The sequence below is a fragment of the Microbacterium sp. PAMC22086 genome (assembly GCF_019443525.1).
In the GTDB taxonomy this organism is placed as follows: domain Bacteria; phylum Actinomycetota; class Actinomycetes; order Actinomycetales; family Microbacteriaceae; genus Microbacterium; species Microbacterium maritypicum.
The window spans coordinates 2377347-2392479 of sequence record NZ_CP080380.1; the positions used below are offsets into that span (position 1 = coordinate 2377347).

Annotated in this window: 11 protein-coding genes and 3 pseudogenes; 9 read left to right on the forward strand and 5 right to left on the reverse strand. The window is 65.7% G+C overall.

All coding sequences use genetic code 11. From position 1 onward, the window contains the following. The first annotated feature begins 1 nt into the window (after position 1). Both KY497_RS11845 and KY497_RS11850 read left to right on the forward strand, forming a co-directional pair. Entirely contained in the window at positions 2–412 is a 411-nt protein-coding gene (locus KY497_RS11845) for a VOC family protein (protein ID WP_055869160.1), read from the forward strand. A 29-nt stretch (positions 413–441) separates the two neighbouring features. Continuing rightward, the gene (locus KY497_RS11850; protein WP_219869118.1) at positions 442–2751 is read left to right on the forward strand and encodes an excinuclease ABC subunit UvrA; all 2310 of its coding nucleotides are present in this window, start codon (positions 442–444) and stop codon (positions 2749–2751) included. Between the two features lie 109 nt (positions 2752–2860). Here the strand turns inward: KY497_RS11850 and KY497_RS16745 are convergent, their stop codons facing one another. Together KY497_RS16745 and KY497_RS16750 are read right to left on the reverse strand one after the other, a co-directional pair. After that, positions 2861–3109, reverse strand: coding sequence for a hypothetical protein (locus KY497_RS16745; RefSeq protein ID WP_258185986.1), 249 nt, complete (start codon positions 3107–3109; stop codon positions 2861–2863). A gap of 130 nt (positions 3110–3239) precedes the next feature. Continuing rightward, a pseudogene (locus tag KY497_RS16750) lies at positions 3240–3704 on the reverse strand (class I SAM-dependent methyltransferase); the annotation flags it as partial. Positions 3705–4634: 930 nt separating this feature from the next. On the opposite strand from KY497_RS16750, the gene KY497_RS11860 reads away from it, so the two are divergent. The 3 genes and pseudogenes from KY497_RS11860 (at position 4635) to KY497_RS11870 (ending at position 8039) form a co-directional block, all read left to right on the forward strand. Continuing rightward, positions 4635–5240: a hypothetical protein gene (locus KY497_RS11860; RefSeq protein WP_219869119.1), complete on the forward strand. Its 606-nt coding sequence runs from the start codon at positions 4635–4637 to the stop codon at positions 5238–5240. 378 nt (positions 5241–5618) lie between these two features. Then, positions 5619–6091, forward strand: a pseudogene (locus KY497_RS11865) (transposase); the annotation flags it as partial. A gap of 628 nt (positions 6092–6719) precedes the next feature. Further along, the gene (locus tag KY497_RS11870) at positions 6720–8039 is read left to right on the forward strand and encodes an ISL3 family transposase (protein ID WP_219869120.1); all 1320 of its coding nucleotides are present in this window, start codon (positions 6720–6722) and stop codon (positions 8037–8039) included. 371 nt (positions 8040–8410) lie between these two features. Here KY497_RS11870 and KY497_RS11875 read toward each other — a convergent pair whose 3' ends face one another. Then, a complete protein-coding gene (locus KY497_RS11875) occupies positions 8411–9469 on the reverse strand; it encodes an IS30 family transposase (protein ID WP_218026634.1) in 1059 nt (352 codons plus the stop codon). 672 nt (positions 9470–10141) lie between these two features. Here KY497_RS11875 and KY497_RS11880 point away from each other — a divergent pair. From KY497_RS11880 to KY497_RS11895, 4 genes are all read left to right on the forward strand, one after another. Beyond that, positions 10142–10501, forward strand: coding sequence for a helix-turn-helix transcriptional regulator (locus KY497_RS11880; protein ID WP_006590980.1), 360 nt, complete (start codon positions 10142–10144; stop codon positions 10499–10501). Next, the gene (locus tag KY497_RS11885) at positions 10498–11091 is read left to right on the forward strand and encodes a cadmium resistance transporter (protein ID WP_219869121.1); all 594 of its coding nucleotides are present in this window, start codon (positions 10498–10500) and stop codon (positions 11089–11091) included. The genes KY497_RS11880 and KY497_RS11885 overlap by 4 nt, the downstream gene beginning before the upstream one ends. A 222-nt stretch (positions 11092–11313) precedes the next feature. Next, complete coding sequence (locus KY497_RS11890; protein WP_218682922.1) at positions 11314–11652, forward strand: SOS response-associated peptidase family protein; 339 nt, start codon at positions 11314–11316, stop codon at positions 11650–11652. A gap of 192 nt (positions 11653–11844) precedes the next feature. Next, positions 11845–14502, forward strand: a complete 2658-nt coding sequence (locus KY497_RS11895; RefSeq protein WP_219869122.1) for an excinuclease ABC subunit UvrA — start codon at positions 11845–11847, stop codon at positions 14500–14502. 63 nt (positions 14503–14565) lie between these two features. On the opposite strand, the gene KY497_RS11900 is transcribed toward KY497_RS11895, so the two are convergent. Further along, positions 14566–14868, reverse strand: coding sequence for a putative quinol monooxygenase (locus KY497_RS11900; protein ID WP_218683404.1), 303 nt, complete (start codon positions 14866–14868; stop codon positions 14566–14568). A 42-nt stretch (positions 14869–14910) separates the two neighbouring features. Beyond that, positions 14911–15098, reverse strand: a pseudogene (locus KY497_RS16755) (transposase); the annotation flags it as partial. Positions 15099–15133 lie beyond the last annotated feature (35 nt).

Here is a 15133-nt window from a genome sequence, read left to right on the forward strand (position 1 = left end):
CATGAACATCCGCATCCACTACGCATTCCTTCCGCACACCGACGCCGAAGCGGCGCTCGGTTTCTACCGCGACGCCCTCGGCTTCGAGGTTCGCAACGACGTCGGCTACGACGGGCTGAGGTGGCTCACGGTCGGCCCGCCCGGCCAGCCCGAGACGTCGATCGTGCTGCATCCGCCGGCGACCGACCCCGGTATCACCGACGTCGAGCGCCAGACGATCCTCGAGCTCATCGCGAAGGGCAGCTACGCGGCGCTGACACTGGCCAGCGACGACGTCGACGCGCTGTTCGAACGCCTCGTCGAGCGCGGCGCCGACGTCGTCCAGGAGCCGATCGACCAGCCCTACGGGGTTCGCGACTGCGCCTTCCGCGACCCCGCAGGCAATCTGCTCCGCATCAATCAAGCCGCCTGATCTCTCCACCGACCACACGAAGGACGCCGATGACCACGGACGAGCACCCCGCCGACACCCACGACCTGATCCGCGTGCAGGGCGCGCGCGAGAACAATCTGAAGGACGTCAGCGTCGACATCCCGAAGCGCCGCCTCACCGTGTTCACCGGCGTCTCCGGTTCCGGGAAGAGCTCGCTCGTCTTCGACACGATCGCTGCGGAGTCGCGGCGCATGATCGATGAGACCTACAGTGCCTTCGTCCAGGGCTTCATGCCCTCGGTTCCACGACCCGACGTCGACGTGCTCGAGGGACTGACGACGGCGATCATCGTCGACCAGGAACGCCTCGGCGCGAACCCGCGATCGACCGTCGGCACCGTGACGGACGCCAACGCGATGCTGCGCATCCTGTTCAGCAAGCTCGGACAGCCCTACATCGGCGGGCCGACGGCGTTCTCGTTCAACATCCCGACCCAGAAGGCCAGCGGCGTGATGACCGGCCCGGGAGGGGCGAAGAAGATCGTGAAGGACGCGATCTATCTCGGCGGCATGTGCCCACGATGCGAAGGCAGGGGAGCGGTATCCGATATCGACCTCGCCCAGATCGTCGATGAGACGAAGTCTCTCGACGAAGGTGCCATCATGGTGCCCGGCTACACCGCCGACGGATGGATGGTGAAGGGTTTCTCCCAGTCGGGGTTCTATCCGGGCGACAAGCCGATCTCGCAGTTCACCGAGAAGCAGCGTCACCTCTTCCTCTACGGCGAGGTCACGAAGGTGAAGATCTCCGGGATCAACATGACCTATGAGGGTCTCATCCCGAAGATCACCAAGTCGATGCTGTCGAAAGACCTCGATGCGCTGCAGCCACGCGTCCGCGCCTTCGTCGAGCGTGTCGCCACCTTCGCGGTCTGCCCGGAGTGCGACGGCACCCGCCTGACCGAAGGTGCGCGCTCCTCGAAGATCGAGGGCGTGAGCATCGCCGACGCCTGCCGCATGCAGGTTACGGATCTGGCCGACTGGGTGCGCGGACTCGATCTTCCCGAAGCGGGCCCGCTTCTGCAGGCGCTCAGCGCCAACCTCGACGCCTTCGTCACGCTGGGGCTCGGTTACCTCAGTCTGGAACGACCCTCCGGCACGCTGTCCGGGGGAGAGGCGCAGCGCATCAAGATGCTCCGGCACCTCGGCTCTTCGCTCACCGACATCACCTACGTCTTCGACGAGCCGACGATCGGCCTGCACCCGCACGACATCCAGCGCATGAACGGGCTCCTGCTCCAGCTGCGCGACAAGGGCAACACCGTGCTGGTCGTGGAACACAAGCCCGAGACCATCGTGATCGGCGACCACGTGGTCGACCTGGGGCCTGGTGCGGGAAACGCCGGTGGCGAGATCTGCTTCGAGGGCACGGTCGAGGGGCTGAAGGCGAGCGGCACGAAGACCGGCGAGCATCTCGACGACAGGGCACAGTTGAAGGATGCGGTGCGCTCGGGCACGGGAGCCATCGAGGTGCGAGGGGCGACCGCGAACAACCTGCAGGCCGTCGATGTCGACATCCCGACCAGCGCGCTCACGGTCGTGACGGGTGTGGCTGGCTCCGGCAAGAGCTCGCTCATCCACGGATCGGTCTCGAACCGCGACGGTGTCGTGTCGATCGATCAGGCGGCGATCAAGGGGTCCCGCCGCAGCAACCCCGCGACCTACACGGGGCTTCTCGAGCCGATCCGCAAGGCGTTCGCGAAGGCCAACGGCGTCAAGCCCGCTCTGTTCAGCGCGAACTCCGAAGGTGCCTGCCCGTCATGCAAGGGTGCGGGCGTCATCATCACCGAGCTCGGCTTCATGGACACCATCGAGACGCCGTGCGAAGACTGCGGAGGCAAGCGCTTCCAGGTCGGCGTGCTCGAGTACAAGCTCGCGGGCAAGGACATCACCGAGGTTCTCGACCTCCCGGTCTCCGAGGCCCGGGTGTTCTTCAGTGAGGGAGAGGCCAAGCTGCCTGCGGCCGCGGCCATCCTCGGCCGGTTGGAAGACGTGGGGCTCGGGTATCTCTCGCTGGGACAGCCGCTGTCGACGCTGTCGGGTGGCGAACGTCAGCGCATCAAGCTGGCGATCCAGATGGGGGAGAAGGGGGACGTGTACGTGCTCGACGAGCCCACCACGGGCCTTCACCTGGCGGATGTCGACAAGATCCTCGGCCTCCTGGATCGACTCGTCGACGCCGGGAAGACCGTGATCGTGATCGAGCACCATCAGGCGGTCATGGCGCACGCGGATTGGATCATCGACATCGGGCCCGGAGCCGGTCACGACGGCGGCAAGATCGTCTTCGAGGGAACACCGACGGATTTGGTATCCTAAAAATCGACGTTGACGGGGGAGCACCTCGCAACCTACGTCGGCGTGTGAGAGGAGTAGGGGCGCATCACCTGAGGCGCCCCCGGCGCTCGGGGCCGCCGCGGAAGTCGCCTCAGTCCCGCCGGGCGACGATCGTGTAGGTGCACGGCATCAGATCGCGTTCGGCCTCGGGCCAGGCATAGCCACCGGCGACCTCGACCATACGGTCGCTGAACTGCCATGGCAGGGTCCGGCCCTCGTCGAAGTGCAAGAGGCGTAGACCTGCGCGCAGCAGCGCGCCGAGGATCTCGGACAACGAGTGGGGCCACTCGTAGGTGCGCGTGGGAGATACGACCGTCGCCGGCATAAGTGGAGTCGTCATCCCACTGCTGCGCATGCCCGGTCGCGAAATACGGATACCGCGTGGTCAGGCCCACGGCATCCTCATCCAACGCGTAGAGGGCGGGATGGCCGTCGCGGATGAAGAACATGCCGCCGGGGCGCAACAGCGCGACGATCTGGGCGGCCCACCGGTCAAGGTCGTCGAGCCAGGTGATCGTCCCGATACTCGTGTAGACGACGTCGAAGTCGCCGACGACGGCGGCCCGCGCATCGAGGACATCGGTCTCCACCCACGTGGCCTCGACGCCCAGACGCGTCGCGAGCTCACCTGCCGTGTGAAGCGCCGACGGCGAGAAGTCGACGCCGGTGACCCTCGCGCCGGCGCGAGCCAGTGAGACGGTGTCGGTGCCGATGTGGCACTGCAGGTGGCACAGGTCGAGTCCGGACAGACCGCCCGACGGAAGGAATGCAGATATCGCGGCGAGATCGTCGCGCACGACATCACTCAGATGATCCGGATCGTCGAACGCTTCGAGTCCGTACGCTTCCTCGTGCACAGGAACGCGATCTTCCCAGTTCGCCTGGTTCGCCCGCCGTGCAGATTCCCAGTCGATGTCGACATTGCTTCCATTCACGGTGCGAGCCTATCGAGTGCCGCATTCCGGCGAGGAGCAATATCCGATAATGCACATTATGTCAGCTCGAAGACGACATGTTCTCGGTAGATGCGAATACGCCGGTTGCCACGACTCTCCTGGGTTAGCTTGCCCACGACCTCGCATGCCGGAAGGACGCATCTGTCGCCGCTGCTACCAGCGAGCCACGCGCATCCACGGTGCGTGCATCTCCTGCGGCACCACGCGCCTCTTGCCCGGACTCATCGACGGCGAACCAGCATGCGTGGACTGCGCCGACATCCCAAAAGACTTCCGCTGCACTCGCTGCGGCCGCGAGGACGAACCGGTACGACGAGGGCTCTGCGCGCACTGCTGCCTCACCGACGATCTCAGCGGGCTCCTCGCCGGGGACGATGGCGACATCTCCCCCATCGTCCGACCACTCTTCGACGCTCTCTCAACGCAGACTCTCGCTCGAAGCGCCACGATATGGCTCACCGTCAATCCCGCTGCGAAGCAGCTCCTGCGTGACCTCGCGACCGGAGCTGCGCCGCTCACGCATGACACGTTCACGACGCACCCCTCCCCCGAAAAAGTCTTGTTCCTCCGCCAGCTCTGCATCGAACACGGACTCCTCGAACGTGTGAACTTCGACATCGAACGATTCCAAGCCTGGGTCGATCAAATGACCGCGGCTGAGCCCGCAAGCGAGACGCGACTGATTCGACAGTTCGCCCGCTGGGTGCATCTACAACGAATGCACGCCCTCGACGCCGCAGGAAAAATGCGCAAAGGGACGTTCCTATCGGCCAAACAGAGCACGTCCACCGCGATCGGATTCCTCCGTCATCTGCGTGAACGCGGACACACGCCGTCGGAATGCGTGCAAGCAGATGTAGACGATTGGCTGACTGGAGGTCCACCACGCGAAGTCTCGCCCGTACATTCGTGCGCTGGGGCGTCAAGAACGGTCACATCGCATCGGTCGAGTTCCCGTACCGCGTAGCGAAGACGCAGCCGATCATCACGCAGCAGCAGCGCGTGCAGCATCTTCGAACGCTCCTCAACACGCACGTCGAGTCCGAAACGGCCGAGCAAGTCGCAGGCATGCTCTTTCTCCTCTACGCGCAGCCGCTCACTCGAATCGCGCGCATGCGTCTCTCGCAAGTTGCTGATGCTGGTGACCGTCTGACGGTTGCTATCACCGCCGATGAACTCGTCGTGCCCACGCCATTCGACGAGATCGTACGAGCCCATCTGAGAGATCTGCCGAACACGAATACCTCGGCGCATCGCAACAGTCAGTGGTTGTTCCCTGGGGCCAGGCCGGGTGAACCTATGCACCAGTCGACGATGATGAACAAGCTCCGAGATCGCGGAATCGACCTGCGCGGTGCGCGTAACGCCGCCCTACGGACACTCGTTCTCGAGATGCCAGCACCGATCGTCGCCGACAGCCTCGGCTATAGCTACAACGTCACAGACCGACACCGCGCGGCCGCCGGTGCGATCCACACCGACTATGTCGGCCGTCGGGCGACGTCTCGGAAGTAGCCTCGCTTCTAGCCGCGACTCGGCGTAAAGTATCCCTCTCATGCCAAACGCGAATCGGGCCCGTCCCTACGTTGTCACCGTCCATCCCGACGGGCGGTGGTGGCACATCAGAGTTCCAGAACTCAACACCGTCTCGCAGGCGCTGACGCTGCAAGAAGTGCCGAGTCAAGCTCGCGATCTCATCAGCGTCTGGCTCGATACCCGCCCGGACACGGTGCGTTTCATCGTGAAGCGAAGGAGTGGCCTACGTCCGGGATGGGCTGCATCGTGAACCAACGCCGAACTCATGCGCGGATGGGCTGACCCCGTTTCGTAGGTCCAGTCGTTATGAGAGTCGTCCTGTTGTCCGCGGTCGCGGGCAGGGAGACTGGTCAGATCATGACGAACAGCAGGAAGCGTCACACCCCGGAGCAGGTCGTCCGTAAGCTCGGGCAGGCCGACAGGATGCTCGCCGACGGTCAGGACGTCGCGGCGGTGTGCCGGGAGCTCGTGGTGTCCGAGCAGACGTACTACCGGTGGCGGAACCAGTACGGCGGCCTCAAGGCCGACGACGCAAAGCGCCTGAAGGAGCTGGAGAAGCAGAATGCGACCCTGAAGCGTCTGCTCGCGGAAGCGGAGCTGGAGAAGGCCGCGCTCAAGGAGCTGGCTGAGGGAAACTTCTAAGCCCGGACAGGCGCCGCGCCGCCGTCGATCACCTCACGCGCAAGCTGCGGGTGAGCGAACGGATGGCGTGCCGTCTGGTCGGGCTGAGCCGCTCCGCGTATCGGCGACCGCTCAAGGGCGACACGGTCGCGGACCCGGATCGGGCGTTCAGGGAGTGGCTGCGCGCCTGGGCGAAGGACCATCCCCGCTCCTTGGACATGTTGATGTTCTCCGGGCGCACCTGCAGCGTCGCGACAGGATCACCCTCAGGCGTGGTGAGCGAGATCTGCCCCCACTCGACCATGCACCGGACCGGACAACCCAAGGCATCGCCAAGGGCTTCGATCTTGCGCACGGTCGAGGACGTGCCGTATCCGTTGGCCACGAGCGTTTCAGCTGCCGTGGACAGTGCCTCTACCGATGTGCCAGCCATCACGTCTCTTCTCGCTACCCCGTGCCTCACACCTCCACGGTCAGCGGACGGGCGCGGATCCTCTCCCTCATGCGAGGAATGGGGCCGCGAGGGCTACCGGGTGTTCAGATCCTCGCAGACGAAGCGCGTCGCTCTTCCACGGACCAGGAAGACACGGCAGAGATGACGCTCCGGGGCCTCAGAAGGAACGACTGTTGCGAACAACCCCTTGCTGAGTGGGGATGGTGCAAAAACGAAGGGTTCTGCACCACCGAGGCGAGCCGGTGGCTCAACCCACCGTTTATGGGCTCTTCACCGTTGCGGTGGGGAGTGAGGGGTTCGGCGGGTTGAGCGGCGGGTAGGGGTCGAGGTCCCCGAGGATCAGGAGCGACCAAGCTGCCCGATTTGTTCTCGAGGACCTCGACGTGTCTCACGCTACGGGGTGCGCCGACGCGCGCACGACCACCGATCCCTGCGCTCGCTGCGATCTTCTGTTCGGGCTCGATGGCGTTCGAGTCGAGCGGGTTGATCGCGACCCGATCACCATGCGGGTGACGGTCTCGACGCCCTGGCAGCTGGCGGGCTGCCCGGACTGCGGGGTCGTCGCGCTCAGCCGCGGCCGGCGGGTGCGGGTGCTGCGCGACGTGCCGCACGGCGACGTTCGGGTCCAGATCGTCTGGCGGCAACGACGTTGGCGCTGCGGCGAGGTCGAGTGCCCGCGGGGGACGTTCGCCGAACAGGTCCCGACCCTGGTCGCCGCTCGCGGCGTCCTGACCCGCCGCGCGGTGTGGTGGGCGGTCGGGCAGCTGCGCCGCGAGCACGCCACGATCGCTGGGCTCGCCCGCCGGTTGGGGGTCGGCTGGGCGACGCTGTGGCGCGCGGTCAAGCCCGAGCTCGAATGTCTGGCCGGTGACCCGACCAGGTTCGCCGGTGTGACGTCCCTGGGGGTCGATGAGCACATCTGGCACCACGGTGACGTGCGTGAGCGCGGCCCGAAGGAGTTGACCGGGATGGTCGACCTGACCCGTGACCAGGCCGGACGCGTGCACGCCCGGCTCCTGGACTTGGTGCCCGGCCGCTCGAAGAAGGCCTACACGGACTGGCTGCTCGACCGCGGCGTCGACTTCCGCGCGCGGATCGAGGTCGCTGCCCTGGACCCGTTCGGTGGCTACAAGTCCGCGATCGACGCCGAGCTCGCCGACGCCACCGCCGTCCTGGACGCGTTCCACGTCGTCAAGCTCGGCACGCAGGTCGTCGATGAGGTACGCCGCCGAGTCCAGCAGGACACCACCGGGCACCGCGGCCGCAAGGGCGACCCCCTGTTCGGAATCCAGACCATCCTGCGCGCCGGCGCCGAGAACCTCACCGACCGCCAGCTCGCCCGCCTCGAGACCGCGATCTTGGCCGATCCCGCCCACGAGGAGGTCTACGTCGCCTGGCGCTCCGCCCAAGACCTCCGAGCCGCGTACCGCGCGAAGGACACGACCAAGGGCCGTCGCCGCGCCGAGAAGATCCTGGACGCGTTCCACACCTGCCCGATCCCCGCGGTCGCCCGCCTGGGACGCACCCTGCGCCGCTGGCGGCAGGCGTTCTTGGCCTACTTCGACACCGACCGCGCGAACAACGGCGGCACCGAGGCCGTCAACGGCATCATCGAGCTGCACCGGCGCCTCGCCCGCGGCTACCGCAACAGCGACAACTACCGCCTCCGCATGCTCCTCGCCGCCGGCGGACTGATCACCTGATCCCTACCGGAACGGCGAAGAGCCCAATATTGACGCTGACGCGGGCGGTGCCGCCCACGGCATTAGCGGATCTCCACCATCCCCATGAGCTGCAGACTAGGTAAGCACCGTGCCGCTGGTCGACGCGCGGTCGATGATCCCGCTGGGGCGCCCGTCGACCCACCGGCCGACCCCGTCGATGCCGTACGCGAACTACTTGACGGCACAACCGGCGAATGCCCCCGAGCCGGTTGTCGATCGGCTTACGGAACGTCGACCATCGCAGCCAGCGCCCGCGAGAGCGGAGACCGCCACCGAGCATCAGAAGAACCCCGCCACGTAGAGGCAGAAGTCATAGGCTTGGAATCCAGCAGTCGTCGCAACGGTGTGAACTATCCCGGGCTCAGTAAAGCATTCATCCGCTCCGTCGGAGTGTCCCAGCCCAGCGCCTTGCGCGGTCGGTCGTTCAGTTCGTCGGCGATGGCGGCCAGGGCCCCGGCATCGTGGGCGCGGAGGTTTGTGCCTTTGGGGAGATACTGCCGGAGCAGCCCGTTGGTGTTCTCGTTCGTGCCGCGCTGCCAGGGTGATGCCCGCTCGCAGAAGTAGACCGCCATGTCCGTGGCGAGGGAGAAGGCCCGGTGCTCGCTCATCTCCGCGCCCTGATCCCAGGTGAGGGTCTTCTTCAGAGCGGCCGGCATCCCCTGCAGCGCGGTAACGAGGCTGTCGCGAACAGCATCGGCAGTGCGCTCAATCGGAAGATGGCCGAGGACCACGTAGCGTGTGGTCCTTTCAACGAGTGTCGCGACGGCTGAACCGCTGCCGGCGCCGACGATCAGGTCGCCTTCCCAGTGCCCTGGGATCGTGCGGCCTTCGACGTCGGCGGGGCGCTTTGAGATCGGTGTCATCTCGTCGATGAACCTGCTCGTGCGCGTCTGCGGGTCACGGTGCGGTTTGCGGCGCGAACGACCGCGACGCAGCGAGCCTGCCAACTCGCGTCTCAGCTCTCCATGCGCGTGGACGTAGATCGCCTGGTAGATCGTCTCGCAGCTCACGCGCATCCCCGGGTCATGGGGAAAGTCTCGCTGAAGGCGATGACGGATCTGCTCCGGCGACCATCGTTTCTTGAGCTTGGTGGCGACATAGTCCCGCAGAGGGCCGTCGAGCGCGAGCTTCGCTGCCCGCGGGCGCTCACGCCGCTTCACGGAGACGCGGTGCGCCGTGTGAGGCAGATAGCCGCTCCTGCTGACGGTGTTGCGTCTGACTTCGCGGCTGATCGTCGAAGGCGCCCGGCCCATCATCGCTGCGATCTTCCGGATCGACAGACCCGTCATCATCAGGTCCTTCAGCCGTTCTCGCTCGAGGAGGCTGAGGTAGCGAGCATCGATGATCTGCTCGACACGGGCGAGGGGGACGCGTTCGCCTTGCACCCATGCGGTTCTCGGGTTCTTCACGTTCGCCAGGACCTCCTCAGGCCGGTAGAGCACCACTCTGCCGTCGGGGTAGATCCGGCCCTTCGAGAACACGCGGATGCCCTTGTCCCAGTCCAGTGCCTGGTGAGATTCGACGCCCAACCGTTGGGCGGCCTCACGGCGCGAAACGCCCTCACGTCGAAGCTTGAGGAACTCCTGCCGCTTCGCGTCCGCATAAGCGCCCGTGAAGATCCCCGCCTTATGCGCCCAGGCGTAGCAGGTGACCCGGTTGAAGCCGAGTTCGCGTGCGACCGCCGAGACGTTGCCGCTCACAGCGAGCCGTCTGAAGAACTCCGCCTTGTCCTCCGGGGTGTGCTTGCGCTGCGTGCTCCGCGGCGTCGACAACCCTGCCTGCTTCATCCACCGGTAGCCGCGATCCGGACTCACGCCGACGGCCAGCGCAGCTGCCCGCACCGATCCGCCCCGATCGATCAACGCCAGAAACGCCAACCTCTGCTGCTCGGTGTACTTCCTCGCAGGCATCTCCGCTCCTCGCCGCTGGTGTTGCGACGACTGCTGGAATCCAAGAGGTGACATCTTCGGTGACATCGGACAATAGCCGGAAAGTGTCTCACTGGACGATCCCCTTACGGGCATGCGATCTGGGCTGACGCCTGTGACCGAGTGTTCAGTGCGCGCTGTATAGTTCAGTCCATGCTGACTATTGCTTCGCGTCTCGACGTGATGAACCGCCTGGGTCGTGCACTGGCCGACCCCACTCGATCCCGGATCATCTTGACCCTGCTCGACCATCCCGCTTACCCGGCGGAACTGGCCCGAGATCTGGACCTGACACGCCCGAACGTGTCCAACCACCTGGCATGCCTGCGCGATTGCGGGATCGTCGTCTCCGAGCCCGAGGGTCGTCGGACACGATATGAGATCGCCGATTCGCACCTGGCGCAGGCGCTGACGGCACTGGTCGATGCCACCCTGGCAGTGGACGAAGACGCCCCGTGCATCGATCCCGCCTGCTCGCTTCCCGGATGCGACGCAGCTGGGGAGGGCGCATGATCCTCACCTCGGTCTTGCAGGCGATGGGCCTGTTCGCAGCGACCAACATCGACGACATCATCGTGCTCTCCCTCTTCTTCGCGCGAGGGGCAGGCCAGCGCGGCACTACCGCCCGCATTCTGGCCGGCCAGTACCTCGGATTCGCCGGCATCCTCGGTGCCGCGGTCCTGGTGACCATCGGTGCCGGAGCATTCCTGCCCTCGGCAGCCATCCCGTACTTCGGTCTCATCCCTCTGGGCCTCGGCCTCTGGGCCGGATGGCAGGCCTGGCGCGGAGACGATGACGACGAGGCCAAGGTTGCCGGCAAGAAGGTCGGCGTGTGGACAGTCGCAGGCGTCACCCTTGCCAACGGCGGCGACAACATCGGCGTCTACACCCCTGTCTTCCTCAGCGTGGAACCTCTCGCAGTAGTCGCCTACTGCATCGTCTTCCTCGCGCTCGTCGCGGTCCTGGTGGCCCTGGCAAAGTTCGTCGCCACCCGCCCCCCGATCGCCGAAGTGCTCGAACGCTGGGAGCACATCCTCTTCCCCATCGTTCTCATCGGCCTCGGCATCGTGATCCTCGTCAGCGGCGGAGCCTTCGGACTCTGACGTAGCGGCAGCGATCCAAACGGCCCCGACCGGGCGCACCCCTCTCGGTTCAGACCGCGACACCTACCTGCAGCCAGTCCTGCGTGATCGCGGCAACAAGACCGCCACGGAGCGCTGCAAAAACCCCGCCACCAAGCGAACGAAGCCACAGCGTTGATGAGAAGCTCGCGGTCGGAGGCCCACCGAAAACGATCGTTTTCGGCGGAGCGTCTGCTTAGTTCGGTGAAGCTCGCGCAGGGTTTCTGGGGGCCCACCCTCTCGGCCGCCAGGTGCATTGTTCCGATGCGCGGCTACTTCGAGTGGACCGGCGACAAGACGCCGGAGACCCCGCACTTTCTGCGTGGTAAAGGGCTGCTGTCGGCCGCCGGTCTCACCTGGTTGATGGAGCTGCCGAACGGTGAGAAGTCGCGGTGCTTCGTGGTCATCACCCGCGAGGCGCGGGATGCCAGCGGTGAGGTGCATGACCGGATGACGGCATTCCTCACGCCTGATACCTGGGATGCGTGGCTCACTCCGGAGAAGCTCACCGGCACGTGTCGTCGGCAAGTTGATCTCCGTTGAGTTCGAAGCCACTGTGACCACACCGCCCACATCCGCGGCCTGAGAGAAAAGTCACCAAGATCTTCAGCATTCGCATCTGCTTCGATGCCGGTGTCGCACTGCGAGCCACCACTGCCGCACACCGCGCCGTTATTGGTGTGTAACCCTTTCCGCAGGCCGTCCGACCTTTCCGTACGTTGCTAACATTCGACCATGGTTGAATCCGCTGCGTTCGTGACGCCGAAGCTCTCCGTGCAGCCCGACGTTCGCGTTCTCGGCGCCCGAGAACACAATCTGCAGGATGTCGACCTCACGGTGCCGCGCGATGCAACGGTTGTCTTCACCGGTGTGTCCGGCTCGGGAAAGTCCTCGCTGGCGTTCGGGACGCTGTACGCCGAGTCGCAGCGACGCTATTTGGAATCGGTCGCACCATACGCCCGCCGCCTGATCGATCAGGCGGGAGTGCCCGATGTCGACTCGATCACGGGGATGCCGCCGGCGGTCGCCCTGCAGCAGCAGCGCGGTGGAGGGAATGCCCGATCGACCGTGGGTAGCATCACCACGTTGTCGAGCTTGGTGCGGATGCTGTACTCGAGGGCCGGGGACTATCCGGATGGGCAGCCGATGTTGTATGCGGAGGACTTCTCCGCGAACACGGTCCAAGGGGCCTGCCCGGAATGCCACGGCATCGGCCGCGTGTACGCGGTGAACGAGCAGCAGATGGTCCCGGACCCCTCGCTCACCATCCGCGAACGCGCCATCGCTTCCTGGCCGACCGCGTGGCACGGCCACCAGCTGCGTGACGTGCTGGTTGCGCTCGGTTACGACGTCGATGTGCCGTGGCGGGACCTGCCGAAAAAAGACAGGGACTGGATCCTGTACACCGATGAGACCCCCTTCGTTCCGGTCCACTCCCGGCTCACCCTCTCTGAGTCCAAAGCTGCGATCGAAGCAGGCGTGGAGCCGAGCTACTCGGGCACATTCGTCGGAGCTCGCCGGTACATTCTGGACACGTTCGCGAACACGAAGAGCGCCTCGATGAAACGGCGCGTCGCGCAGTTCCTCACCGCTGCGATTTGCCCGGTCTGCGATGGCAAGCGGTTGAAGCCCGAGGCGCTGTCTGTCACGTTCGAAGGATTCGACATCGCCGAATTCTCCCAACTGCCGCTCCGGGAACTTGCCACGATCCTCTCGGGAGTCGTCGCACGGTTGGAGGACCACGAGGCCGCCTCTTCCGATGCTGCCTCTCTGCGTGCCGCGGGGGAAGGGCAGGTCGCTGCTGGCAAGGCTCCCATTGCCCCCTCGCCCGATGTGCGACCCACCGCAAGCCGAGCGCCAGAGAAGCGTGCTGCTGCGGTCCAGCTCGCTTCAGGGGTGTTGCAGCGGCTTCGTCCACTGGTCGATCTGGGACTGGGTTACCTGTCATTGAGCCGGACGACGCCAACGCTGTCGGGCGGCGAGCTACAGAGACTCCGGCTCGCGACGCAACTCAGCTCTGATCTTTTCGGGGTCGTCTACGTCCTCGACGAACCATCGGCGGGACTGCATCCGCAGGACGTGGCGGCGCTCCTCGAGATCCTGGACGGACTCAAGGGGCGAGGGAACAGCCTGTTCATCGTCGAACACTCCGTGGCTGTGATGCGGCACGCGGACTGGCTGGTCGACATCGGCCCCGGCGCCGGTGAACACGGCGGCCGCGTGCTCTACAGCGGCCCACCCGACGGGCTCGCCGATATTGAGGAGTCCGTGACACGCGGATACCTCTTCGGTGGCCGCGGTCTCCCTCTTCGCACACCCCGTGAGGCACGCAGTTGGCTGCGCCTGGAGAACGTGACGCGGAACAACCTGCACGACCTCACGGTCGATATCCCCTTGGGTGTCTTCACCGCCGTTACGGGCGTGTCCGGGGCCGGCAAGTCAAGTCTGGTCAGCCAGGCGCTTCCATTGCTGCTTGGTGATCGCCTTGGCCGGGCTGTCCGGGCCGATGACGAGCCGGTCAGCGACGAGTCACTCCTCTCGGATGCGCCGGAACGTCTCGATGGGCGCGTCGCCGGGCCCGTCACCGGTGTACAGCGGCTGGTCGTCATCGACCAGCGGCCCATCGGCCGGACCCCGCGGTCCAACGTCGCCACCTATACCGGGCTGTTCGATCACGTACGTCGTCGATTTGCAGACACCCCGGAAGCTCGTTCCCGCGGGTACAAGCCTGGCCGATTCTCCTTCAATGTCGCCGGCGGGCGCTGCCCGACCTGCGAGGGCGAGGGATCGGTGATGGTCGAGCTCCTCTTCCTGCCTTCCGTGTACACCGAATGCCCCGACTGCCACGGCACCCGATACAAGGCATCAACGCTCGAGATCACGTGGAGGGGGCGCTCGATCGCTGACGTGTTGTCCATGAGCGTCGAGGAGGCGAACCTGTTCTTCGCGGACGATGAGGAGATCACGCGATCGCTGGCAGCTTTGTCAGATGTCGGACTCGATTACCTCCGGCTGGGTCAACCGGCAACCGAACTCTCCGGGGGTGAAGCGCAGCGTGTCAAGCTCGCGACCGAGCTGCAGCGTGCGCAGCGCGGAGACACGCTGTACGTCTTGGACGAGCCGACATCCGGGCTCCACTGCGCCGACACGGATCGTCTGGTCACGCACCTGCAGACGCTGGTCGATGCAGGCAACACGGTCGTCGCCGCGGAGCTGGACATGCGCGTTATCGCGGTGGCCGATCACGTGATCGATCTTGGCCCCGGCGCGGGCGACGCCGGCGGGACCGTAGTTGCAACTGGCACGCCCGTCCAGGTCGCGGATAAGGGCGTCGGTGCTTCCGCGAGCTACCTCGCCGCCGCACTGCAGGCAGCGACCAACGTGACCCCATAGTGACGAGCGTGCCGCTGTGCGATATGAGAATCGGACAGCGGCACGCTCGACGAGGTCGTGGTCTCAGGCGGGGAGCTTCGAGGCCAGGACGTCCAACTTCTCAATCGTCGGCTCGCTGAACAGTTTGCCGGTCTGCTCGCCGAGAGCGGTCGCAACCGGGCCAGACAGGTGCGCGTCGCGGCCGGCGTCATCGGGGAACACGTCGAAGATCCCGAAGGAGGACGGGCCGAGACGGATCGCGAACCACGCGACGGTGGCAGGTTCCTCCTCGACGAGCCCTCGCCCGATGCCGAGGAATTCCTGGACCTCGTCTTCCTTGCCGGGCAGGGCCTCCAGCCTGACAAGCAGTCCCTTCGTCACGCTCATCACATCACCTCTTCCTGGGTCGAATTGCCCGCTAATAGGGCGAGTTGTCCCAGGGCCGGCTGGCTCTGGGGGCAGGTCCCGCCACGCGATCCCGGCCCGGTACCGGTAGATGATCCCCTCCACCAGCGTGCGGTGATCACGAAACGTCTACCTCGCTTACCATCCGGGGCCGGCATGAACGGCTCGACCAGTTCCCAGTCGCCATCCGAAAGCACCCTCATCCGCGACATGCTGTCCAGAATCGCGGGTCACCCCCACGCGATCG

What these genes read in the sequence shown, in the direction of transcription:
- KY497_RS11845 (WP_055869160.1), top strand. Translation starts at nt 2, where the DNA reads ATGAACATCCGCATCCACTACGCATTCCTTCCGCACACCGACGCCGAA.
- KY497_RS11850 (WP_219869118.1), top strand. Translation starts at nt 442, where the DNA reads ATGACCACGGACGAGCACCCCGCCGACACCCACGACCTGATCCGCGTG.
- KY497_RS16745 (WP_258185986.1), bottom strand. Translation starts at nt 3,109, where the DNA reads ATGACGACTCCACTTATGCCGGCGACGGTCGTATCTCCCACGCGCACC.
- KY497_RS11880 (WP_006590980.1), top strand. Translation starts at nt 10,142, where the DNA reads ATGCTGACTATTGCTTCGCGTCTCGACGTGATGAACCGCCTGGGTCGT.
- KY497_RS11885 (WP_219869121.1), top strand. Translation starts at nt 10,498, where the DNA reads ATGATCCTCACCTCGGTCTTGCAGGCGATGGGCCTGTTCGCAGCGACC.
- KY497_RS11895 (WP_219869122.1), top strand. Translation starts at nt 11,845, where the DNA reads ATGGTTGAATCCGCTGCGTTCGTGACGCCGAAGCTCTCCGTGCAGCCC.
- KY497_RS11900 (WP_218683404.1), bottom strand. Translation starts at nt 14,868, where the DNA reads ATGAGCGTGACGAAGGGACTGCTTGTCAGGCTGGAGGCCCTGCCCGGC.